The sequence below is a fragment of the Streptomyces monticola genome, assembly GCF_042665355.1.
Lineage (GTDB): Bacteria > Actinomycetota > Actinomycetes > Streptomycetales > Streptomycetaceae > Streptomyces > Streptomyces monticola.
Window position 1 is genome coordinate 212207 of record NZ_JBHTCF010000008.1, and the last position, 20731, is coordinate 232937.

The window sequence follows — 20731 nt, forward strand, 5'->3', positions numbered from 1 at the left end:
GAGAGCATTACGACAGCCATGGCTGAGGCTCAGAACATCCCGGTCGGATCCACGACCACCGGCTCGATCGCGGTAGCCGCCGAGTCGACCGTCGCCACGCGCATGAGCGCGCCCCCGTCGTTCGACGTGGCCGACTTCCCCGTCCCGCACGGGCGCGAGGAGGAGTGGCGGTTCACTCCGCTGGAGCGCCTGAAGGGTCTGCACGACGGCACCGCGAAGGCCGACGGCGCCCTCAAGGCCGAGATCGACGCGCCCGACGGCGTCACCGTCGAGTCCGTCGGCCGTGAGGACGCGCGGATCGGCAAGGCCGGCACGCCCGTCGACCGGGTCGCCGCCCAGGCTTTCTCCTCCTTCGAGAAGGCCACCGTCGTCTCGGTCCCCAAGGAGCAGGTGCTCACCGAGCCGGTGCGGGTCACCCTGCACGGCGAGGGCGGCACCACCTTCGGGCACACCGTCTTCGACGTCGGCGCCTTCGCCGAGGCTGTCATCATCATCGACCACACCGGTGACGCCGTCCGCGCCGCCAACGTCGACTTCCTCGTCGGCGACGGCGCCAAGGTCACCGTGGTCTCCGTGCAGGACTGGGACGACACCGCCGTCCACGTCTCCCAGCACAACGCCCTGATCGGCCGCGACGCCTCCTTCAAGTCGGTCGTCGTGACCTTCGGCGGCGATGTCGTCCGGCTGCACCCGCGCGTCAGCTACGCGGGCCCCGGCGGCGAGGCCGAGCTGTTCGGCCTGTACTTCACCGACGCCGGCCAGCACCAGGAGCACCGCCTCCTGGTCGACCACAACGTCCCGCACTGCAAGTCCAACGTCGTCTACAAGGGCGCGCTGCAGGGCGACGACGCGCACGCCGTGTGGATCGGTGACGTCCTCATCGAGGCCGCCGCCGAGGGCACCGACACCTACGAGATGAACCGGAACCTGGTTCTCACCGACGGCTCCCGGGTCGACTCGGTGCCGAACCTGGAGATCGAGACCGGCGAGATCGTCGGCGCCGGGCACGCCTCGGCGACCGGCCGCTTCGACGACGAGCAGCTCTTCTACCTGATGGCCCGCGGCATCCCGCAGATCGAGGCCCGCCGCCTCGTCGTGCGCGGCTTCTTCGCCGAGCTGGTCCAGCAGATCGGTGTCCCCGACATCGAGGAGCGCCTCCTCGCGAAGATCGAAGAGGAGCTGGAGGCGTCGGTCGCATGACCGCTATCGACCGTGCCCGTTTCGTGCGGGCCTGTGGGCTGAGCGAGCTGGAGGAGGACACCCCGAAGCGGGTGGAACTCGACGGCACGCCGGTCTCGGTCGTCCGCACCGAGGGCGAGGTGTACGCGATCCACGACATCTGCTCGCACGCGAACGTCTCCCTCTCCGAGGGCGAGGTGGAGGACTGCCAGATCGAGTGCTGGCTGCACGGCTCCGCCTTCGACCTCCGCACCGGCAAGCCGTCCGGTCTTCCCGCGACGCGCCCCGTCCCCGTATACCCCGTACAGATCGAAGGGGACGACGTGCTCGTCTCCCTCACCCAGGAGTCCTGAGGCACCCATGGCAACGCTTGAAATCCGAGACCTGCACGTCACCGTCGAGGCCGACAACGCCACGAAGGAGATCCTCAAGGGTGTCGACCTGACCGTGAAGCAGGGCGAGACCCACGCCATCATGGGCCCGAACGGCTCCGGCAAGTCGACCCTCGCCTACTCGCTCGCGGGTCACCCCAAGTACACGATCACGCAGGGCACCGTCACCCTCGACGGCGAGGACGTCCTGGAGATGTCCGTCGACGAGCGCGCCCGCGCCGGTGTCTTCCTCGCCATGCAGTACCCGGTCGAGGTCCCCGGTGTGTCCGTCTCCAACTTCCTGCGCACCTCCGCCACCGCCATCCGCGGCGAGGCGCCCAAGCTGCGTACCTGGGTGAAGGAGGTCAAGGAGGCCATGGAGCGCCTCAACATGGACCCCGCCTTCGCCGAGCGCAACGTCAACGAGGGCTTCTCCGGCGGTGAGAAGAAGCGCCACGAGATCCTTCAGCTCGAGCTGCTCAAGCCGAAGATCGCGATCCTCGACGAGACCGACTCCGGCCTGGACGTCGACGCCCTGCGCACCGTCTCCGAGGGCGTCAACCGCGTCCGCGAGACCGGCGAGGTCGGCACCCTGCTGATCACCCACTACACGCGCATCCTGCGCTACATCAAGCCCGACCACGTGCACGTGTTCGCGAACGGCCGGATCGCCGAGTCCGGCGGCCCCGAGCTCGCGGACAAGCTGGAGGCCGAGGGCTACGAGGCCTACACGAAGGGTGGCGTATCAGCGTGACACAGCTGCCGGGCCTCCTCGACACCGAGGCGATCCGCAAGGACTTCCCGATCCTGGATCGCGTGATCCACGACGGCAAGAAGCTCGTGTATCTGGACAACGCGGCGACCTCGCAGACCCCCCGCCAGGTCCTCGACGTCATGACCGGGTACTACGAACTGCACAACGCCAACGTCCACCGCGGCGTGCATGTCCTCGCCGAGGAGGCCACGGCGCTGTACGAAGGCGCCCGTGACAAGGTCGCCGAGTTCATCAACGCGCCCAGCCGGGACGAGGTGATCTTCACCAAGAACGCCTCGGAGTCGCTCAACCTCGTTGCCAACATGCTGGGCTGGGCCGATGAGCCCTACCGCGTGGACAGCGACACCGAGATCGTCATCACGGAGATGGAGCACCACTCCAACATCGTTCCGTGGCAGCTGCTCTCGCAGCGCACCGGCGCGAAGCTGAAGTGGTTCGGCCTCACCGACGACGGCCGTCTCGACCTGTCCAACATCAACGAGGTCATCACCGAGAAGACGAAGATCGTCTCCTTTGTGCTGGTCTCGAACATCCTGGGCACCCACAACCCGGTCGAGGCCATCGTGCGCCGCGCCCAGGAGGTCGGCGCCCTGGTCCTGATCGACGCCTCGCAGGCCGCGCCGCACATGCCGCTCGACGTGCAGGCACTGCAGGCCGACTTCGTGGCCTTCACCGGCCACAAGATGTGCGGCCCGACGGGTATCGGCGTGCTGTGGGGACGGCAGGAACTCCTGGAGGACCTGCCCCCGTTCCTCGGCGGCGGCGAGATGATCGAGACGGTCTCGATGAGCTCCTCGACGTACGCACCCGCGCCGCACAAGTTCGAGGCCGGTACACCCCCGATCTCCCAGGCCATCGGTCTGGGCGCGGCGGTGGACTACCTCAGCTCGATCGGCATGGACAAGATCGCCCAGCATGAGCACGCGATCACGGAGTACGCGGTCAAGCGCCTCCTGGAGGTGCCGGATCTGCGCATCATCGGCCCGGTGACGGCCGAGGACCGCGGCGCCGCGATCTCCTTCACGCTCGGCGACATCCACCCGCACGACGTGGGCCAGGTACTCGACGAGCAGGGCATCGCGGTGCGCGTGGGCCACCACTGCGCGCGCCCGGTCTGCCTGCGGTACGGAATTCCTGCGACCACGCGAGCGTCGTTCTATCTGTACTCCACGCCGGCCGAGGTGGACGCCTTGGTCGACGGCCTGGAGCACGTACGGAACTTTTTCGGTTAGTGGACACAGTGGTTGAGGACGGACAGGGCTGACTGGTGAAGCTGGATTCCATGTACCAGGACGTGATCCTGGATCACTACAAGCACCCGCACGGGCGCGGTCTGCGTGACGGCGACGCCGAGGTGCACCACGTCAACCCGACGTGCGGCGACGAGATCACGCTCCGCGTGAAGTACGACGGCGAGCGCATCGAGGACGTCTCGTACGAAGGCCAGGGCTGCTCGATCAGCCAGGCCAGCGCGTCCGTCCTGAACGAACTGCTCGTCGGCAAGGAGCTGTCCGAGGCGCAGAAGATCCAGAGCGTGTTTCTGGAGCTGATGCAGTCCAAGGGCAAGATCGAGCCGGATGACACGATGGAAGAGGTCCTGGAGGACGCCGTGGCGTTCGCCGGGGTCTCCAAGTATCCGGCGCGCGTGAAGTGCGCCCTGCTGAGCTGGATGGCGTGGAAGGACGCGACGGCCCAGGCCCTTGGTCCTGACGCCGACGCGGAGAGGAAAAGCGCATGAGCGACGAGACCGCAACCCTGAAGCCGGCCTCCGAGGAGGAGGTCCGTGAGGCGCTGATGGACGTCGTCGACCCCGAGCTGGGTATCGATGTCGTCAACCTCGGCCTCATCTACGGCATTCACATCGACGACGCGAATATCGCGACGATCGACATGACGCTGACGTCCGCGGCCTGCCCGCTCACCGACGTCATCGAGGACCAGGCCAAGTCCGCCACCGAAGGCATCGTCAACGAGATGCGGATCAACTGGGTCTGGATGCCGCCGTGGGGCCCGGACAAGATCACGGACGATGGCCGTGAGCAGCTGCGGGCGCTGGGCTTCAACGTCTGAGATCTGCTGCCCGTATACCGGCCGAGGCCCCCCGGAGTTCATCTCCGGGGGGCCTCGTCGTGTCGGCGGCTCGTCGTGTCAGCGGTTGTACGGCTGTTCAGTGACCGTACGGCTGTGGTGCGGGTGTGGTGAGCGGAACCCCCGCGGCCTCGGCGAGGGTGACGTCCAGGCTCTCCTTGCGGATGCGCTGGTCGACGTAGAGAAGGCTGATCGCCAGCTGCGGGAAGAGCGAGGTCACCAGCTGGCCGACCAGCGAGCCGAGCAGGATGATGACCATGAACAGGCCCATGACGGCCAGGACTTCGGCGGCGGCCGGCTCGGGGCCCAGGTCGTTCATGCCCGGGATCATCGTGAAGCTGCCGATCACGTTGAACGGGACCTGGATGAAGTACGCGGTGACCGAGGCGATGGCGTAGACGAGCAGCGTGATGCCGAAGACCCGCCACCAGGAGTCCTGCACCAGACGGGCCGAGCGGCGCAGCGCCGTGACCGGGCCCGCCGACTCGAAGACCGCGGCGGCGGGGGCGAGGCTGAAGCGCACCCACAGCCAGACCGCGAGCGGCACCGCGACCAGCAGGCCGAGGAACCAGAACGCGAACGCCGGGCCGGGTGCGGCCTGTTGGCTGAACGAGGCGATCACGAGGCCGATGAAGGCGCCGAAGAAGAGCAGAAACGGGATCGCCACGATCAGCCCGGCGAGCAGCGCGGTGCCGAACACCGAGGGCAGCCGTGCCGTCGTGCGCCGCCACACCGCGCCGAAGGTGGCCGGCCTGCCGAGGACCGCGTCCTGGAGGGCGGCCGGGCAGGCGGCCGCGACCATGGCCGAGGCGACCATCAGGGCGAGTACGGCGATCACCCACACCGCGCAGAAGGCGATAAGCAGCGGGCGGAACTCCGCCCACGCCGCGTCCTGGCTGTGCGACGCGTCGATCAGGGCCCGGAAGTCGTCGTAAACGAGCGCGTACGCGCCGAACAGCGCGGCCACGACCACGAGGATCGCACCGCCGTAGGCGATCGCGGCTATCCCGAACAGGGCTTTCCAGCAGCGACCCATGGCGGCGAAGGCGCCGCTGAGCAGATCGCCGACGCCGAGCGGGCGCAGCGGTATGACGCCCGGCTTGGGCGCGGGCGGCGGACCGGCCCACGTGCCCCATCCCGGGGGCGCCCCGTAGGGACCGGGAACGGGGCCGGGGCCCGGCGCGCCCGGGTACGGTCCGGGGCCGTGTCCGTAGGGACCGGCCCCCGGGTAGGGACCGGCCCCCGGGTAGGGACCGGGTCCCGGGTAGGGACCGGGTCCCGGGTACGGGCCGGGGGCCGGGGGTGGTGGCGGGACCGCGTCCCCGGAGCCTGGGCCTGGGCCTTGGTCCTGGCCTTCGGCCTGGCTCTGGCCTTCCGCCTGGTTCTTCGGGTCGTTCGGGTCGTCGTCGGGCCCCTCGGCCCCGCCCCGCCCCACGTCGTACGACATCGTGCTCGCTCCTGTGTCTCGTCCCCTCGGGCCGGGACACCGTAGCCCGTCGCAGCCGTCAGCGGGGGGCGAGGGTGTGGGCCAGGTGTTCCTTGCGCAGCCGGCGGTCCACGTACAGGAGCGTGCTGGCCAGCTGGGGGAAGACCGTGGTGAGCGTCGAGGCGACGGCCGCGGTCACGGTGGTGAGCGCCGCGTCCAGGAGACCGGAGTCGTCGGTGAGCCAAATGCCCGGATCGCCGTCGGGGCCGGACTCGGAGGCGGAGAAGCTGAAGGGGACGTCGACGGCGTACGCGACGACTCCCGTCAGGAGCAGCATCAGCGCGCTGACCGTGAAGATCCGCCACCAGGCGCCCCGCACCAGGCGGGCCGAGCGGCGCAGCGCCCTCAGGGGGCCCGCGTTCTCGATGACGGCGGCGGCCGGGGCCAGGCTGTAGCGCGTCCAGACCCAGAGCACGAACGGCACGGCGAGCGCGCCGACGAGCAGTCCGCCGGGGCCCGCGGCCAGAGTGAGCAGGGCCGCGGCGAGCACGGCGCCGAAGGAGAGGAGCAGGGGCAGCGCGAGGGCTCCCAGCACCGGCAGCATCCGGGCGAGGGCCCGGTGCCAGACCTCGCGCGTGGGGGCCGGGCTGCCCAGGGCGGCGTGCTGCAGGACGACCGCGCAGACCGCGTGGACGAGGGCGTAGGCGCAGGCGGTCAGGGACACGGCACAGAACATGACCATCGCCGCGACGACGAGCAGCGGGGTGCCCACGGTGTCGTCCTCGAAGAGGAGCAGTGCCTCGTCCCCGGCCGCGTAGAGGCCGACGGCGAGTGCGCCGTGGATCAGGGCGTGGGCGACGCCGAACACCAGCAGGCTCAGGCCGAGCAGCTGGCGGCGGTAGCGCCCTGTGGTGCTGCACAGGCCGCGGCACAGGTCGCCGAGGGAGAGCGGCCGGAGCGGGATCAGTCCTGGCTGTGATGCGAACGGCGATGCGGATGCGAACGGCGATGCGGACTGCGGTCCTGGCGGTGGTCCGGACTGCGGTCCTGGCTGCATGGGCGGGTCCTGGTCCTGACGGGGAGGGAGGCGGCGAAAACAGGGCAGACCTGTTCACGGTAGGCAGCGCGAGGCGGTCGGCTTCGTGGGGCGAAAGTCCCGTCCCCGGTGCGTGAAGTCCCGACTTCGCGATTTTGTGTACGGGTGTACATAACGTTGTGTACGCTCGTACGCATGGGATACGGACTGCTTGCCGCGGCCATCGCGGCGGAGGTGGCCGGCACGACGGCCATGAAGTACAGCGAGGGCTTCACCCGGCTCTGGCCCTCGATCGGCACGGTCGCCGGCTATCTGCTCGCCTTCACGCTGCTCGCCCAGACCCTGAAGACCATGCAGGTCGGCACCGCCTATGCGATCTGGGCCGGAGTCGGCACCGCGGCCGTCGCCGCGATCGGGATCCTCTTCCTCGGGGAGACCGCCGGGCTCGCCAAGATCGCGGGAATCGTGCTCGTCATCGGCGGTGTCGTGCTGCTCAATCTGGGCGGAGCGCACTGATGGGGGCGCGGCGGTACGACCCCGAGCGGCGCCAGCGCATCATCGACGCCGCGATCCGGGTGGTGGGAGCGAAGGGCATCGCAGGGCTCAGTCATCGCTCGGTGGCGGCCGAGGCGGATGTGCCGCTCGGTTCGACGACGTACCACTTCAAGACACTCGACGATCTGATGGTGGCCGCGCTGCGGCAGGCCAACGAGGGCTTCGCGAAGGTCGTGCGCGAGGACGGCGGCGCCCTCGCCGATCCCCGCGCCGACCTGGCCGCGGAGCTGGCCCGGCTGACGGGCGCGTGGCTCGCGGGTGACCGCACGGGTGTGGAGCTGGAGTACGAGCTCTATCTGGCCGCCCTGCGCCGTCCCGCCCTGCGCCCCGTCGCCGCCGAGTGGTGCTGGGGCATCACCGACCTCCTGGCCGACCGCACCGACGAAGTGACCGCGCGGGCCGTCGTCGCGCTGCTCGACGGGATCTGTCTGCAGGTGCTGCTGACGGGGAGCGCGTACGAGGAGGAGTTCACGCGGGAGATGCTGGCCCGGGTCATCGACGGGCGCGGCGGGGGCGGGGCCGGGAGTTGAAGTTCGTTGTGCCCCGAAGAGGCGCGGGTGCGGGGTGCCGGGATCGCGCCCGGACGGTGAGACCGGTTCGCCTCCGCGGGGGCGTGCCGGTTAAGTTGCCTGCATGACTGACCTCGACACCACTGCTTCGCGCACCACCGGCGCCGTCGCCGCCGGCCTCGCCACCCTCACCGCCGACGGCGCCGTCCTGGACACCTGGTTCCCGGCCCCCGAGCTCGTCGCCGAGCCCGGCCCCGCGGGCACCGAGCGGCTGACCGCCCAGAGCGCCGTCGAGCTGCTCGGCGAGGGCGCCGCCAAGGCCGTCGGACAGGACGCCCGCCGGGGCGTGGAGATCGTCGCGGTCCGCACGGTCATCGCCTCCCTCGAGGACAAGCCGCTGGACGCGCACGACGTCTACCTGCGCCTGCACCTGCTCTCGCACCGCCTGGTCAAGCCGCACGGCCAGAACCTCGACGGCATGTTCGGCTTCCTCGCCAACGTCGCCTGGACCTCGCTCGGCCCGGTCGCCGTCGACGACATCGAGAAGGTCCGCCTCAACGCCCGCGCCGAGGGCCTGCACCTGTCGGTCACCAGCGTCGACAAGTTCCCGCGCATGACGGACTACGTCGCACCCAAGGGCGTCCGTATCGCCGACGCCGACCGGGTGCGCCTGGGCGCGCACCTCGCCGAGGGCACCACGGTCATGCACGAGGGCTTCGTCAACTTCAACGCCGGCACCCTCGGCACCTCCATGGTCGAGGGCCGTATCTCCGCGGGCGTCGTCATCGGTGACGGCTCCGACATCGGCGGCGGCGCCTCCACCATGGGCACCCTCTCCGGCGGCGGCAAGGAGCGCATCTCCATCGGCGAGCGCTGCCTGATCGGCGCCGAGGCGGGCATCGGTATCGCGCTGGGCGACGAGTGCGTGGTCGAGGCCGGTCTCTACGTCACGGCCGGCACGCGCGTGACCATGCCCGACGGCCAGATCGTCAAGGCCCGCGAGCTGTCCGGCGCCTCCAACATCCTCTTCCGCCGCAACTCCGTGACCGGCGCGGTCGAGGCCCGCCCGAACAACGCGGTGTGGGGCGGGCTCAACGACGTGCTGCACAGCAACAACTGAAGGTTCCGAAGGCCGGCTTACGGGCGGCTTGCGGGTGCTGACGACCTGGGCACCGCAAGCCGCCCTCCGGGCTCGTCCGCAATCGCCGGGCGGGCTCCATCAGCCAGGGCCTCGTATGTCGCGCGAAGTTCCGCCACGCGCACCGGGTCCGCCGCCCGCAGGGGCGCCCGTACCGGGCCCGAAGGCAGGCCGAGTTCGGTGAGCAGGGCCTTGGCCGTGACCGTGCCCGGCAGGCCCGCGGCCATCATCTGTTCCATCAGGGGCAGCGCCAGGCGCTGGAGCAGGGCCGCGCCCGCCGTGTCGCCCGCGTCGAACGCGTCGATGATCGCGCGCAGTTCGGCCGGTGCAGCGTTGGCGACCGTGCTGATGTAGCCCGCGCCGCCGAGTGCGTACAGCGGCAGGATGAACTCCTCGCAGCCCGTGTAGTACGCCAACTCTGTGCGGGCCAGGACCGTTTGGGTGCCGAACAGGTCGTACGCGCAGTCCTTCACGCCGGCGATCCGCGGATGCTCCGCGAGGCGGATCATGGTGTCCGGCTCGATGCGGGTGCCGGTGCGGCCGGGGATGTCGTAGAGCAGCAGCGGGAGACCGGTGGCGTCCGCGACCGTGCGGAAGTGGTCCGCGAGAGCGTCCTGCGGCGGGCGGCTGTAGTACGGCGTGACCACCAACAGGCCGTCCGCACCCGCCCGTTCGGCCTGCCGGGCGAGCTCGGCGGTGTGGGCCGTGTCCGCGCTGCCGACGCCGGCCACGACCGCCGCCCGGGCGCCCACCGCCTCGACGACCGCGCGGACGAGGGCCGACTTCTCGGCGTCGCTCGTGGTGGGGGACTCACCGGTGGTGCCGGACAGGACGAGCCCGTCGCAGCCGCCGTCGACCAGACGCTCCGCCAACTGCTGCGCGCCGTCCAGGTCGAGGGTTCCATCGCCGTCGAAGGGCGTGATCATCGCGCAGAGGGCGCGGCCGAAGGGTGCGGTCATGGGTGCAGTCTCGGTACCACCGCGGCATGACTCCACTTAATTCTGCTTCAGGGTATGCGTAAGCGGCGCTACCCGCTCCGGTCGCGCGGGGCGGTCCGTGAGGGCTTAACGGCGCGGTCCTGGGTACCCGGGGTGTCCCCCTGCCCGAAGGGAGACGGACACCGTGACCAGGGTCACCGACCGGCAACCTCAGCACTCGGAGAGCTCTGCGCGCACCGAACCCGTGGAGCACGCGGAGCACTCGGTGGGCGAGCTCGTCAACCGGGCCACCGAGCAGCTCTCCCAGCTCATCCGTGACGAACTCCGCCTTGCCGGGCTCGAATTGGCCGCCAAGGGCAAGAACGCGGGCCGCGGCGGCGGACTGCTCGGCGCCGCGGGCGCCGTCGCCTATGCGGGCCTCATGGCGGTCGCGGGCACCGGCGTCGCCGCCCTCTCGCTGGCGCTGCCCGTATGGGCTGCCGCGCTGATCATCGCCGTCGTCCTCTACGCCGTCGCGGGCGTGCTCGCCCTGGCCGGGCGAAGCCGCCTCGCCAAGGCGGCGCCGCCGCTGCCCGAAGAGGCACTCGGCAGTGTCAGGGCCGATGTCGAAGAGATCAAGGAAAGGGCGCACCGATGACGGAAAGGCCGGCCGCCGGTGGCGCACAGGGTGCCGGTGGCGCACAGGGTGCCGGTGGCGCACAGGGCGCCAAAGGGCCCGATGAGCTGCGGCGGCAGATAGAGCGGACCCGCGGGCAACTAGGCGAGACCGTCGAGGAGTTGGCGGCCAAGGCGGATGTGAAGGGCCGTGCGCAGGCGAAGGCCGCGGCGGCGAAGGAGCGAATGCGCGAGAGGGTGGCACACGTGACGAACGGCAAGGGCAAGGGCAAGGGCAAGGCCACGGAAGCCACGGTCAAGGCCCGGGGCAAGGCCACGGCGGTGACCGGCAAGGCCCGGGGCAAGGCCGCCGAGGCCGGCTCGCAGATCAAGGGCGCCACGGCTCAGGCCCAGGAGAAGGCGGCGCAGGTCGCGGGGCGTGTGCAGGACAGCACCCCGGAGCCGGTGCGCACCGCGGCGACGGACGTCGTGCAGGCGGGCCGCCGCCACCCGGGCCGCATACTCGTGGCCGCCGGCGCGGGCGCGGTCGTGGTGGCCGGAGTGCTGCGGCGCCGCGGCAATGGGACCGGCGGAAAGTCGGGGGCTCGGAAGCACTGACGCGGGACGTCCGGTATTTGTGCATCTGCGGGTGCGTCGTGGCTGGGCGCGCAGTTCCCCGCGCCCCTTTGGGACGCGGACTCCTGCCTTGACTTCAACCGAAGTTGAAGTTCAACGATGGTGATCACCGGCCGCAGAACGGGGCCGGAGCCGAAGGAGGTCACCATGTCTGTGCAGCTCAGCACTCTTCCCGACCCTCGCAGGTCCGGCGTCGGCGTCGTTCTTGTCAGTACGTGGCGGGTCGGCACCGCCGAGCGGCAGAAGGAGGTCGTCGAGGCGATCGCCGATGCGTGGGAGAGCCGGGAGTGGCCGCATGAGGGGCTGCTGTCGTACAGCGTCTACACGGGCACCGACGGGGACACCCTGCTGCACTACTCGCAGTGGCGGGACCTGGCGGCATACGAGCAGTTCTTCGCGGCGAGCGACAACGGGCGGAGCGCGCGCAACGCCGATATCGACGCCGCCGTGCCCGGCATCCGGCGGATGGGGCTCAACAAGTACGAGCTGTACCGCAGCGGTTCGCTCGACAGGCAGCGGGACGCGCGCGTGCCGGGGTGCATCGTCATCGTCGATGTGGAGTTCGAGGGGCCCGACGCCGCGCGCCAACGCGACTGGATCGACACCGTCTTCGAGGCCCTGGGGTCGGAGGAGCACCCGCACCCCGGCGGTATCTCCGGGCACTTCCACACCAGCCTGGACGGCACCCGGGTGCTCAACTACGCGGAGTGGGAGAGCGAGCAGGCTCATATCGAGGCACTGGTCGCGCCGGGCGAAGGCGTGGGATCGGGGAGCGAGCTGTGGCGCCGGGTGCAGCAGTACCCGGGGCTCACCAGCGGCGGCAGCGTGCGGCGGTATCTGCCGGCAGTGAGTTTCAGGGCCGCCTGAGGGGGAGCGGGAGGCGGGGCCCGGCGCCGGCGCCGGGCCCCGCCGAGAGGGCCGGTCAGGGCCTGAACCGCAGCACCTGCGGGTCGTGGTCGCTGTTCTGCTGTGCGAACTCCGCGTTGATGTGCACGCTGTCGTACGCGAAGTCACCGACCGCCGGGCTGGTCAGGATCTGGTCGAGGACCTGCGAGTTGCCCTGGTAGACGTACGAGTAACGCTCCGAGCGCGGCAGGGACTTGACGGCCGCCGTGAGTGCGCCGCCGTCCGTGAGGGCCTTCGTCGTCGCCGAGAACTCGAAGTCGTTGATGTCGCCGAGCACCACCACGTCCGCGTTCTTCTGCACCTTCTGGATCTTGCGGACGAAGGTGTTCACGGCCTTGGCCTGCTGCAGCCGCTTCGTCTCCGACGAGCGGTTCGGGGGCTGGTGGTGCGAGGTGAGGCCCTCGTCGCCGCCCTTCGAGCCGAAGTGGTTGGCGATCACGAAGACCGTGCGGCCGCGGAAGGTGAACTCACCCGCGAGCGGCTTGCGGCTGTCCGCCCAGGCCGGGTCCGCCGGGGCGATCCGGCCGGGGGAGTGGGTCAGGGCGGCCCTGCCGCCGCTGCGGACGACATCCGTCGCGGTCGTCGCGTCGCCGCCCGGGCGGTCCTTGAAGGAGACCCGGTCGGGGTTGAAGAGGAACACCTGGCGGATGTTGCCGCCGGGCTCGCCGCCGTCCTTGTTGTTCTGCGGGTCGACCGAGCGCCAGTCGTACGCCGGGCCGCCGGCCGCCTCGATGGCCGCGGTGAACTTCTTCAGGGTCTCGTCGGCGGCCACCGTGCCGTCGTTCGTGGCGCCGTTGTTGTCCTGGATCTCCTCCAGGGCGAGGACGTCGGGGCTCGCCAGGTTCGTCACGACCGCCTCGGCGAGCGCGTCGAACTTCTCCTGCGGGTCCTTCGGGTCCAGGTTCTCGACGTTGTACGTCGCCACCGCCAGCTCGCCCGAGCTCTGCTTGCGGGTCTTCTCGCGGGCCAGGCGCTTGTCGGTGACCGTGCCGAGGGTGCGCGCGGTGAGTGTGTAGCCGCCGAACTGGTTGAAGTCCAGGGGCCCTTCGGTCGTACCCGTGAGGACATCCCCGACGTTCGCCTTGGGGAAGGGCTTCTCGGCCACCGGGGCCAGTGACTGGATCTGCAGGCGTCCGGTGTTCTGCGCGGTGTACGAGCCGTAGACCGTGCCGCCGCGCCGGTTGCGGTGCTCGTCCGGCTTCACCGTGATCCACAGCTCGTGGTACGGGTCGGTGGCGCCGACGACGCGCGAGGTGCCGACGGAGACGTTCATGCCTTCCAGGGACTCGTAGAAGTCCAGGGCGTACTTGTCCGGGGCGAGCGGCAGCTTGTTGATGCTGCCGCCGTCCGCCGCGTCACCGTCCGGGGCGTAGGCCGAGGGCACGGCCGCCGCGTCGATGCGCTGCGGCTGCGGCACCGGGTTGCCGGACGACTCCACGGTCACCGTCGGCTTGGTGATCTGGGTGAGGGACTGGTTGCCCGAGGACGCGCCGCCGGGGACATACTCCGTGACGGTGCCCGAGACCAGGACCGCGTCGCCCGGCTTGACCGTCGGGGTTGTGGAGCCGGTGAAGACGAAGACGCCCTCACTGGTCGCGGTGTCGGCGTCGGGGGCGGTGTCCTGGATCCAGAAGCCGCGCGAGCCGTAGCCGCGTACGCCCGTCACGGTCCCGGGCACCTCGGTGACCTGCTCGCCCGCGAGCGGCGAGAGCCGGGTGGTGCCCTGGATGTCGTGCACACGGACCTCGGCCGCCGCGGCGGAACCCGTGTTCGCGACGGTGATCAGACCCGCCGCCAGAGCGGTGGCGACGACGGTGGACACGGCCGCTGATCTACGGGACAGGACGGCCGGCGATCGACGGGATATACGCGGTGGCATCGGAAGCACTCCAGGAGGGCGAGGAAGGATCTGGGAGCTCTACGCGCGTCAATCTCTTGTGTCGTCAAGGCAGTTGTCAAGGCTCTGTGGATGGACGGCGTCTGACGGGTACATGAACCGGGCGTCTTGGGATGAAATCCGTCTACGCTGGGGGCCGCCATGCCCTGACCGTCCGAGGAGAACCAGTTCATGTCCTCAGAACGCTCCACCCTGCCGCCGCTGCGGCTGACTTCCGAGGCGGAGCTCGCGCGGGACGCGCTCGCCACCCCCCTGCTCGCCCGCGCCGTGCGCCTCGCCCGCTGGGCGGGCCCGGCGACCCGGGTCGGCGCGGGCGGCGAACTCGTCGACGAGCAGCTGCCCGCCGCCGCGGAGCTCCTCGGATACGCGGCCGATGACGAGGACGGGCCCGCGTATGCCAGCGAGGCCTGGCGGGTCGCCGTCGACACGGGGCTCGTGGAAATCGAAGACGGCGAGGACGGTGCGGAAGGGGACGGCGACGCCGAGGGCACCGTGACCCAGGGCGAGGAGCTCGCCCTCATCGGCTCCGGCGGCCCCCAGGACATCCTCGGCATCTGGCTCGGCGCCCTCGACACCGTCCTCGCCGACGCCTCCGTACCCGATCTGGACGATCTCGTCGACGCCCTGCAGGACGGCGGCGACATCGATCTGGACGAACTCGGCTGGGACCCCGAGGCCGAGGCCGACTTCCTCGAGGGCGTCCTCGGCAACCTCTATCTGCTCACCGTCAGCGAGGGCGGCCCCGCGGACGAGGCGGTGCCGCTGCCCGCGCTCGCCGCGTCCATGATCGTGCCGGACGACATGGGGGAGCCCACGGACGACGTCCTGGAGCAGGTCTCGGACGCGATGATGCGCCTCGACGACCAGTTCCGGATGCTCGAACCGGTCGGGCTCGTCGAGTTCACCCCCGTCGACGAGGCGCTGATGGCCGAGGCGGGCGAGGAGCCCGCGGAGATCTCCCCCGAAGAGGAGGACATCACCCGCTACGGCATGGTGCGGCTCACCCCGCTCGGCCTGTACGGCGTCCGCGCCCGGATGCTGGACGCCGGTTTGGACGCGCCCGCCGTGGGCGACCTCGCCGACAAGGGTGCCGACGTCCTGCTCGCCGAGACCGCCGGCTTCCCCCAGGGCGCCGCCCGCGACGAGACCGAGCAGTGGCTCGCCCGGCGCGAACACCTGCCCGCGGCACGGGAGTTGCTGGCCGCGGCCAGGGGTGACGACGAGGACGCTCCGCTGCGGCGGCTCCGCTGCCAGCAGGCACTCTCCCTCGTCGGCGCCGAGGCGGAGCCCGCGCTGCGCGAGGTGCTCGACGACGCGGAGCTCGGCGGTCTCGCCCGGGTGTGGCTCACCGAGCAGGGCGCCGCCGATGTGCCGCCGCCGTCCGAGGAGATGGTCTACTGGCTGACCGTCGACACGGTCGCCGCGCAGCTCGCCGCCGAGGGCAACTCCGATGAACTCCAGGGCCTGGTCGAGGGGTTGTCGCAGCAGCACGCCGGGTTCTTCGACACGGCATGGCGGGTACGGCACCCCGCCACCGCCGATGTCCTGGAGGCGATGGGGCGGCTCCACCCCGACAAGAAGGTGGCCAAGGAGGCCCGGAAGGCGGCGTTCAAGGCCCGCTCGCACCGGTAGCTCGGCGAGGTTTCGTGGTCATCTGCGGGCGTACTGTGGCTGGGCGTGCCCGCGCGGCGGAGCCGCACATCGACACAGCCCCGCGCCCCTTTTCGGACCGCACCGGGCATGGGCGGGGCCCTTCCGGGTCCCGCCCATGCCGGTGTGCCTGCGATGTCAGCTCTCAGCACTGATAGAGCGACGTGTGCTTGAACGACGACGTCGCGCCGTCGAAGCCGTACGTGCCCCGGTACGCCGGCGGGTTCTGGTACTCGCCGACGATCGTGATGGTGTTCGCACAGGAGCCCTGGCCCGCGCGCTTGGCGTCGAGGCGCATGTTCTGGCCGATGAAGCCGCCCGTGATGTCCCACGGGGCGCCGCAGATACCGGAGGTGATCTGGCCGCCGGTCACCACATGCGGGTACGTGTTCGGGTTGTACTTCACCGTGAGGGCGAAGGTGACGGCGCCGTTGTGCAGCGTGAGCTTGCACTCCGTGGAGACCGCCTGGTCGGTGATGTCCAGCTGCTGCTGCGCGGCGAACGCCTCGTCACGCGTCTTGACCTCGGCGCCCTGCGGGTTGTGGAAGCGGTGCTCGGCGCGGGTCTGGCCCTTGCCCTTGCGTGCCTGGGTGCTCATGGTGCCTCCCTTCCGAGGAGCCGTCGTCAGGCCAGCTGCTCGGCGATTTCCACGCGGAGCAGCGCGCGGACGTTCTCGATGTGGTTGATCACGGTGACGACGGACGAGCCCGCGAAGAGCAGACCGAGCGCCACATTGTCCTGCGACGTGACGAGCGAACCGGAGTCGCCGCCGGCGGAGATGTTCGTCGTCAGGATCTGGTCCTTGAAGCGGGCCGTGCCCGCCGTGCCGTAGTTGACGTCGATGGTCGCGTCGACCGAGATGATCCGGCCGAAGCTGATGTTGGTGGTGCGCCCGGACTTCTTCACCAGGTCGCCGACCGCCACATTGGCCTTGCGCCGCCAGGCCCGCGGGGCGCCGCTGAAGTACTGCTCACGCGTGGCGTCCTGGAACTCGACCCGGCCGAGGGCCGCGTCCACCACGTTGTTGTGCCGCTCCAGCGGGATCTGCGGGGCGAACTGGATGGTGATGAAGCGCTCCAGGGTCCCGATCCGGTCGGCCGGGTCCTGCCCGCCGTCGAAGACGCCCGGCTGCACGATCGCGCTGCCCAGCTGCGCCCGGTTGGAGTCGGCGAGCACATGGTTGTTGGACAGGATGTAGAACTTCGACGGTACGCCGAGGCCGGCGCCCGGCGGGTCGATGGCGGCGCCCGGCAGGAAGTCGTACACCACGCTGCCGAGGGTGCCCGCCGTCACGCGGACATTGCCCACCGAGAAGCCGGAAGGGCAGGGCCGCATACGGCGCTTGAGGATCTGCGGCTCGAACGCGCCGAGTCCGCCGAGTTCCTGGAGCAGCGGCTGGGACAGGCCCGCGAGCTGCTCGGTGACACCGCCGTCGGACTGGTACATCTCGTCCGGCTGGTCCGTCGCCCGGCGGCCGCCGGAACGCTTGCCGGAGGCCCGCTGGGCCGCGACATGGCCGACCGCGACGACATCCGTCGGGGTGCCGTCGTCCATCTGCCGGGGCACGACATCGCGCTCCGGGAGCATGGACTCGGGGACCTTCTGGGTCACGAAGACAAGCACCGCCTGCTCGCCGGTGGGCTGTCCCTCGACCCACTTCACCCCGTGGCCGAAGCCGACCACGTTGGCCAGCGGCTGCTGCGGCCGAAGGAAGTCGGAGTTCGCCTGCTGACGGGAGCTGTCACTCAGCTGACCGCCGGTCGGTCCTCGCATCAATTCGGGCTGGCTCGTCACGCCAGACCACCTCTTCCCCTTGCTTGAAGCGCGGGGGTCCCCCACCGAACCCGCTTTTCCGTGCGGGCAGTTGTCGTTCGGGTGCCGTTCTGCCCGTGCGGCTCAGCTGTCGCTCTGGGCGTCGACGTGACCGATCGGGAGCACGCGAACGGGCACGCCTTCGAGTTCATCGGGAACCACGTCTTCGGGCCGGAGCTGTGCACGGGGCACTGTGCGGGTCACGAAGACGACTAGTACGTCCTCGCCCGAGTGCTCGTCCCTCCCGGTGCCGACTCCGGTCACGTTGGCCAGCCTCATCAGCCGGCTCTCATGGAGTGCGCGTGCCTCGTGTGCGTCCACCGGGCTCGCCTCTCCGCGGGTACTTCAGGTGTAGGGATGTGTCTATTGCCGCTTGCGCGCAGGGTCAAGCTGTTCTGCACGAATTCTTGGGTTTACAGGCGGTCCGCTCCCGATGACCTTGTTTACGAAGATTCGGCAGCGCAGATGAGTGGCTCAAGTGCGCAGATGTGACGCCCCGTTGAGGTCGAGCACCGTGCCCGACGACCATTCCGCCTGTGGCGACGCCAGCCACAGAACGGCCGCCGCGATCTCCTCCGCGCTCGCCACCCGGCCGAACGGCGACTGGGCGCGGATCGCCTCGCCCTCCGCGCCGCTGAGCCGGTGCGCGACCCGCTCCGTGTCGAAGAAGCCGGGCGCCACGGACGCGACGCCGATGCCGTACGGCGCGAGCGACACCGCGAGGGACTGGCCGAGGGCGTGCACCGCGGCCTTGGTCGCCCCGTACGCCGGGTGGTCGGGCTCGCCGCGGAAGGCGCCGCGCGAACCGATGTTGACGATCCGCCCGCCCGTGCCCTGGTCGATCATCCGGCGGGCCGCCAGATGGCTGAGGTTGGCGGTCGCGAGCAGATTGACCGAGACATGGCGCTGCCACTGCGCGGCCCACTCGTCGTAGTCCGTCTCCGCCAGCGGGTGGCGCACATTGACGGCCGCGTTGTTCACCAGGACATCGATGCCGCCGAGCCCGTCGAGCGCCTCCTTCGCGACCTGCGCCGCCCCGTCGGGAGCGGAGATATCGCCCCCGACCAGGACATGTCCCGTACCGCTCAGGGAGTCCAGGGTCTTCTCGGCCTCCTCGCGGCGCGAGCCGTAGTGGACGGCGACCCGGTCGCCGCCCGCGGCGAAGGCCTGGGCGACGGCCCGTCCCAGGCCGCGGGAGGCTCCGGAGACGACGACACGGCGGGCTGTGGCTGGCAGGTTCATTGAAGGAGCACTCCAGACGTCGGACAGTGTTCAACCGCCGTTTATACGCGGCCGGGACCGTGAGGCCGCAGCCACCCCCGCCCGGGAAGACCTGGACCACCGCTTCGGGAGAGACGATGCCGCTCAGCCGCAGGGAATTCGCCAGACGCTCCGCGATCACCGGAGCGGGAGTCGCCGTCGTCGGCACGGCCGGCGTACTCGCCACCACCGACGGTGCCCTCGCCACCCAGGACGTCGAGCCGGAGGCGGACGGCGCCGACGAGGGCGCCGACAGGGGGCCCGGATACGGACCGCTCGTCCCCGACCCCGCGGGCATCCTCGCGCTGCCCGCCGGGTTCACCTACCGCGTCCTCACCCACAGCGGAAAGACGAAGCTGGAGAGCGGCGAGTTCACCCCGTCCAACCACGACGGCACCGCCACCTTCGAAGGCCCGCGCGGCACCACGCTGCTCGTCAACAACCATGAGCTCAAGGGCCCGCGGTCGAAGTGGAAGTACCCGGTGCCGCTCACCGAAGGGCTGGTGTACGACCCGGCCGCGTCCGGCGGCTGCACGGTCGTCGAGGTGCGGCCCGGCGGCGAGGTCGCCGAGTGGGTCGGTATCGCCGGTACGTCCACCAACTGCGCGGGCGGTCGCACCCGTTGGGGTACCTGGCTGACCTGCGAGGAGAACTCCGACCGGGCCGGCGAGAACGGTATGACCAAGGACCACGGCTATGTCTTCGAGGTCGACCCCCTCGACCGGCGCGCCAACCGCGACCCCAAGCCGCTGAAGTTCTTCGGCCGCTACGACCACGAGGCCGTCGTCGTCGACCCCAAGCGCGGCCACGCCTACCTCACCGAGGACGCGAGCGGACCCAACGGCCTGTTCTACCGCTGGGTGCCGCCCAAGGGCTTCGAGCACGGCCGCGGCCAGTACCGGAAGCTGGCCGACGACGCGGGCGTGCTGCAGGCGCCGCGCTGCTACGACTCCGGGGGCCGGTTCGTCGACGACCTGTCCCGCGCCGCGAAGACCGGCACCGTGTTCGGCGTCGACTGGGTGGACGTGCCCGACCGCGACGCCAAGTCCGTCGATGTGCGCGAGCAGTTCAAGGACGGCCAGGTCACCCGCGCCCGCAAACTGGAGGGCATGTGGTGGGCCGACGGCGGCGCGTACGTGGTGTCGTCGTACGCCCGCGAGGAGAGCCCCGCCGCGCACGACGGGCAGGTCTGGTTCTACGACCCGCGGCGCCGGACGCTGACCCTGAAGGTGCGGCTCGGGGTGAACCCCGACCCCGCCAAGGACGGCGCCTTCGACGGCCCCGACAACATCACCGTCTCGCCGTACGGCGGCCTCATCCTCGCCGAGGACGGCGAGGGCGTACAGCATCTCTTCGGCGCCACGGACAGCGGCCGCACCTATCCCATCGCCCGTAACGACCTGAACATCGGCACCGAAGAGGAGCCGGAGTACAGCGAGTTCGCGGGAGTCGTGTTCTCCCCTGACGGCAGGACTCTTTACGCCAATATCCAGGACCCCGGACTCCTCCTCGCCATCACGGGACCCTGGAAGCGCCAGCGCTAAGCGCTCCGCGGGAAGTCCGGTGCATCATCTGCGGGTGCGCCGTGGCCGGTCGCGCAGTTCCCCGCGCCCCTTGGGGGCACGACGACCCGCATCGGACTTCCCCGACGCGGCGGTCGCCGGGAAAAACCCTTGGCGTCCGCGGTGTTCTGGCTTCTAGAGTCTTTCTTGTCCGGGTGCGCAGGCAGGACTTACTTCCACTGCTAATGGGGAGGCCGCGGGTTCGAGTCCCGCCGCCGGTACTCGTGCCGGTGTAGCTCAGGGGATAGAGCACCTGATGTCAGTTCCGCCGAACTGTCCTCCGGACAGCACAACTTCATGCACCTCCCGGTGCGCAGGCTGCGGCTACTTCCTTCTCAGAAATCACGCCGCCGCCACCTTTGATCTCGGGAGGCCCGAATACCGGAGCGCCCCCGGCGC

Annotated in this window: 22 protein-coding genes; 14 read left to right on the forward strand and 8 right to left on the reverse strand. The window is 70.4% G+C overall.

Annotated elements, in window-relative coordinates:
- The first annotated feature begins 18 nt into the window (after nt 1-18).
- From sufD to ACFQVC_RS20585, 6 genes are read left to right on the forward strand one after another with little or no spacing between them, the layout of a single operon-like run.
- Entirely contained in the window at nt 19-1200 is a 1182-nt protein-coding gene (sufD, locus tag ACFQVC_RS20560; protein WP_381832028.1) for a Fe-S cluster assembly protein SufD, read from the forward strand.
- A complete protein-coding gene (locus ACFQVC_RS20565; protein ID WP_381832029.1) occupies nt 1197-1532 on the forward strand; it encodes a non-heme iron oxygenase ferredoxin subunit in 336 nt (111 codons plus the stop codon). Before sufD ends, ACFQVC_RS20565 begins: the two co-directional genes overlap by 4 nt.
- Before the next feature lie 7 nt (nt 1533-1539).
- Nucleotides 1540-2304 (forward strand): Fe-S cluster assembly ATPase SufC, encoded by a 765-nt coding sequence (gene sufC / locus ACFQVC_RS20570; protein ID WP_381832030.1) that lies wholly within the window; start codon nt 1540-1542, stop codon nt 2302-2304.
- Nucleotides 2301-3557: a cysteine desulfurase gene (locus ACFQVC_RS20575; protein ID WP_381832032.1), complete on the forward strand. Its 1257-nt coding sequence runs from the start codon at nt 2301-2303 to the stop codon at nt 3555-3557. The genes sufC and ACFQVC_RS20575 overlap by 4 nt, the downstream gene beginning before the upstream one ends.
- Nucleotides 3558-3592: 35 nt before the next feature.
- The gene (sufU, locus tag ACFQVC_RS20580; RefSeq protein WP_381832033.1) at nt 3593-4063 is read left to right on the forward strand and encodes a Fe-S cluster assembly sulfur transfer protein SufU; all 471 of its coding nucleotides are present in this window, start codon (nt 3593-3595) and stop codon (nt 4061-4063) included.
- Nucleotides 4060-4395: a metal-sulfur cluster assembly factor gene (locus ACFQVC_RS20585; protein WP_381832035.1), complete on the forward strand. Its 336-nt coding sequence runs from the start codon at nt 4060-4062 to the stop codon at nt 4393-4395. The genes sufU and ACFQVC_RS20585 overlap by 4 nt, the downstream gene beginning before the upstream one ends.
- Before the next feature lie 97 nt (nt 4396-4492).
- Here ACFQVC_RS20585 and ACFQVC_RS20590 read toward each other — a convergent pair whose 3' ends face one another.
- Nucleotides 4493-5860 (reverse strand): DUF7847 domain-containing protein, encoded by a 1368-nt coding sequence (locus ACFQVC_RS20590; protein ID WP_381832036.1) that lies wholly within the window; start codon nt 5858-5860, stop codon nt 4493-4495.
- Nucleotides 5861-5918: 58 nt separating this feature from the next.
- Nucleotides 5919-6896: a DUF7847 domain-containing protein gene (locus ACFQVC_RS20595; RefSeq protein ID WP_381832037.1), complete on the reverse strand. Its 978-nt coding sequence runs from the start codon at nt 6894-6896 to the stop codon at nt 5919-5921.
- A gap of 174 nt (nt 6897-7070) precedes the next feature.
- On the opposite strand from ACFQVC_RS20595, the gene ACFQVC_RS20600 reads away from it, so the two are divergent.
- The 3 genes from ACFQVC_RS20600 to dapD all read left to right on the forward strand — a co-directional run bounded on the left by ACFQVC_RS20600 (nt 7071) and on the right by dapD (nt 9059).
- A complete protein-coding gene (locus ACFQVC_RS20600) occupies nt 7071-7391 on the forward strand; it encodes a DMT family transporter (RefSeq protein ID WP_381832039.1) in 321 nt (106 codons plus the stop codon).
- A complete protein-coding gene (locus ACFQVC_RS20605) occupies nt 7391-7960 on the forward strand; it encodes a TetR/AcrR family transcriptional regulator (RefSeq protein WP_381832040.1) in 570 nt (189 codons plus the stop codon). The genes ACFQVC_RS20600 and ACFQVC_RS20605 overlap by 1 nt, the downstream gene beginning before the upstream one ends.
- A gap of 103 nt (nt 7961-8063) precedes the next feature.
- On the forward strand, nt 8064-9059 hold the full coding sequence (gene dapD, locus ACFQVC_RS20610) for a 2,3,4,5-tetrahydropyridine-2,6-dicarboxylate N-succinyltransferase (RefSeq protein ID WP_381832041.1): 996 nt from the start codon (nt 8064-8066) through the stop codon (nt 9057-9059).
- A gap of 17 nt (nt 9060-9076) precedes the next feature.
- Here the strand turns inward: dapD and dapA are convergent, their stop codons facing one another.
- Nucleotides 9077-10036 (reverse strand): 4-hydroxy-tetrahydrodipicolinate synthase, encoded by a 960-nt coding sequence (dapA, locus tag ACFQVC_RS20615; RefSeq protein ID WP_381832042.1) that lies wholly within the window; start codon nt 10034-10036, stop codon nt 9077-9079.
- 163 nt (nt 10037-10199) lie between these two features.
- On the opposite strand from dapA, the gene ACFQVC_RS20620 reads away from it, so the two are divergent.
- The 3 genes from ACFQVC_RS20620 (at nt 10200) to ACFQVC_RS20630 (ending at nt 12112) form a co-directional block, all read left to right on the forward strand.
- Nucleotides 10200-10652, forward strand: a complete 453-nt coding sequence (locus tag ACFQVC_RS20620; RefSeq protein ID WP_381832043.1) for a phage holin family protein — start codon at nt 10200-10202, stop codon at nt 10650-10652.
- The gene (locus ACFQVC_RS20625) at nt 10649-11227 is read left to right on the forward strand and encodes a DUF3618 domain-containing protein (RefSeq protein WP_381832044.1); all 579 of its coding nucleotides are present in this window, start codon (nt 10649-10651) and stop codon (nt 11225-11227) included. The genes ACFQVC_RS20620 and ACFQVC_RS20625 overlap by 4 nt, the downstream gene beginning before the upstream one ends.
- A gap of 165 nt (nt 11228-11392) precedes the next feature.
- Nucleotides 11393-12112 carry an antibiotic biosynthesis monooxygenase gene (locus ACFQVC_RS20630; protein WP_381832046.1) on the forward strand — a complete coding sequence of 240 codons (720 nt, stop codon included), beginning with the start codon at nt 11393-11395 and terminating at the stop codon, nt 12110-12112.
- Between the two features lie 55 nt (nt 12113-12167).
- Here the strand turns inward: ACFQVC_RS20630 and ACFQVC_RS20635 are convergent, their stop codons facing one another.
- Entirely contained in the window at nt 12168-14030 is a 1863-nt protein-coding gene (locus ACFQVC_RS20635; protein ID WP_381832048.1) for an endonuclease/exonuclease/phosphatase family protein, read from the reverse strand.
- 189 nt (nt 14031-14219) lie between these two features.
- Between ACFQVC_RS20635 and ACFQVC_RS20640 the strand changes: the two genes are divergently transcribed.
- A complete protein-coding gene (locus tag ACFQVC_RS20640; protein WP_381832051.1) occupies nt 14220-15680 on the forward strand; it encodes a hypothetical protein in 1461 nt (486 codons plus the stop codon).
- Nucleotides 15681-15843: 163 nt separating this feature from the next.
- Here the strand turns inward: ACFQVC_RS20640 and ACFQVC_RS20645 are convergent, their stop codons facing one another.
- The 4 genes from ACFQVC_RS20645 to ACFQVC_RS20660 form a co-directional block, all read right to left on the reverse strand.
- Nucleotides 15844-16296 (reverse strand): hypothetical protein, encoded by a 453-nt coding sequence (locus ACFQVC_RS20645; RefSeq protein WP_381832053.1) that lies wholly within the window; start codon nt 16294-16296, stop codon nt 15844-15846.
- Between the two features lie 26 nt (nt 16297-16322).
- Nucleotides 16323-17471, reverse strand: a complete 1149-nt coding sequence (locus tag ACFQVC_RS20650) for a chymotrypsin family serine protease (RefSeq protein ID WP_381832401.1) — start codon at nt 17469-17471, stop codon at nt 16323-16325.
- A 123-nt stretch (nt 17472-17594) separates the two neighbouring features.
- Nucleotides 17595-17831, reverse strand: coding sequence for a hypothetical protein (locus ACFQVC_RS20655; RefSeq protein WP_381832056.1), 237 nt, complete (start codon nt 17829-17831; stop codon nt 17595-17597).
- 153 nt (nt 17832-17984) lie between these two features.
- Complete coding sequence (locus ACFQVC_RS20660; RefSeq protein WP_381832058.1) at nt 17985-18752, reverse strand: SDR family NAD(P)-dependent oxidoreductase; 768 nt, start codon at nt 18750-18752, stop codon at nt 17985-17987.
- Between the two features lie 116 nt (nt 18753-18868).
- Between ACFQVC_RS20660 and ACFQVC_RS20665 the strand changes: the two genes are divergently transcribed.
- Nucleotides 18869-20314 carry an alkaline phosphatase PhoX gene (locus ACFQVC_RS20665; protein WP_381832060.1) on the forward strand — a complete coding sequence of 482 codons (1446 nt, stop codon included), beginning with the start codon at nt 18869-18871 and terminating at the stop codon, nt 20312-20314.
- The last annotated feature ends 417 nt before the right edge of the window (nt 20315-20731 follow it).

What these genes read in the sequence shown, in the direction of transcription:
- sufC (WP_381832030.1), top strand. Translation starts at nt 1,540, where the DNA reads ATGGCAACGCTTGAAATCCGAGACCTGCACGTCACCGTCGAGGCCGAC.
- ACFQVC_RS20635 (WP_381832048.1), bottom strand. Translation starts at nt 14,030, where the DNA reads ATGCCACCGCGTATATCCCGTCGATCGCCGGCCGTCCTGTCCCGTAGA.
- ACFQVC_RS20595 (WP_381832037.1), bottom strand. Translation starts at nt 6,896, where the DNA reads ATGCAGCCAGGACCGCAGTCCGGACCACCGCCAGGACCGCAGTCCGCA.
- ACFQVC_RS20590 (WP_381832036.1), bottom strand. Translation starts at nt 5,860, where the DNA reads ATGTCGTACGACGTGGGGCGGGGCGGGGCCGAGGGGCCCGACGACGAC.
- ACFQVC_RS20645 (WP_381832053.1), bottom strand. Translation starts at nt 16,296, where the DNA reads ATGAGCACCCAGGCACGCAAGGGCAAGGGCCAGACCCGCGCCGAGCAC.
- ACFQVC_RS20665 (WP_381832060.1), top strand. Translation starts at nt 18,869, where the DNA reads ATGCCGCTCAGCCGCAGGGAATTCGCCAGACGCTCCGCGATCACCGGA.
- ACFQVC_RS20565 (WP_381832029.1), top strand. Translation starts at nt 1,197, where the DNA reads ATGACCGCTATCGACCGTGCCCGTTTCGTGCGGGCCTGTGGGCTGAGC.
- ACFQVC_RS20625 (WP_381832044.1), top strand. Translation starts at nt 10,649, where the DNA reads ATGACGGAAAGGCCGGCCGCCGGTGGCGCACAGGGTGCCGGTGGCGCA.
- ACFQVC_RS20640 (WP_381832051.1), top strand. Translation starts at nt 14,220, where the DNA reads ATGTCCTCAGAACGCTCCACCCTGCCGCCGCTGCGGCTGACTTCCGAG.
- ACFQVC_RS20600 (WP_381832039.1), top strand. Translation starts at nt 7,071, where the DNA reads ATGGGATACGGACTGCTTGCCGCGGCCATCGCGGCGGAGGTGGCCGGC.
- dapA (WP_381832042.1), bottom strand. Translation starts at nt 10,036, where the DNA reads ATGACCGCACCCTTCGGCCGCGCCCTCTGCGCGATGATCACGCCCTTC.
- ACFQVC_RS20585 (WP_381832035.1), top strand. Translation starts at nt 4,060, where the DNA reads ATGAGCGACGAGACCGCAACCCTGAAGCCGGCCTCCGAGGAGGAGGTC.
- ACFQVC_RS20605 (WP_381832040.1), top strand. Translation starts at nt 7,391, where the DNA reads ATGGGGGCGCGGCGGTACGACCCCGAGCGGCGCCAGCGCATCATCGAC.
- ACFQVC_RS20650 (WP_381832401.1), bottom strand. Translation starts at nt 17,471, where the DNA reads ATGCGAGGACCGACCGGCGGTCAGCTGAGTGACAGCTCCCGTCAGCAG.
- ACFQVC_RS20660 (WP_381832058.1), bottom strand. Translation starts at nt 18,752, where the DNA reads ATGAACCTGCCAGCCACAGCCCGCCGTGTCGTCGTCTCCGGAGCCTCC.
- dapD (WP_381832041.1), top strand. Translation starts at nt 8,064, where the DNA reads ATGACTGACCTCGACACCACTGCTTCGCGCACCACCGGCGCCGTCGCC.
- ACFQVC_RS20630 (WP_381832046.1), top strand. Translation starts at nt 11,393, where the DNA reads ATGTCTGTGCAGCTCAGCACTCTTCCCGACCCTCGCAGGTCCGGCGTC.
- sufD (WP_381832028.1), top strand. Translation starts at nt 19, where the DNA reads ATGGCTGAGGCTCAGAACATCCCGGTCGGATCCACGACCACCGGCTCG.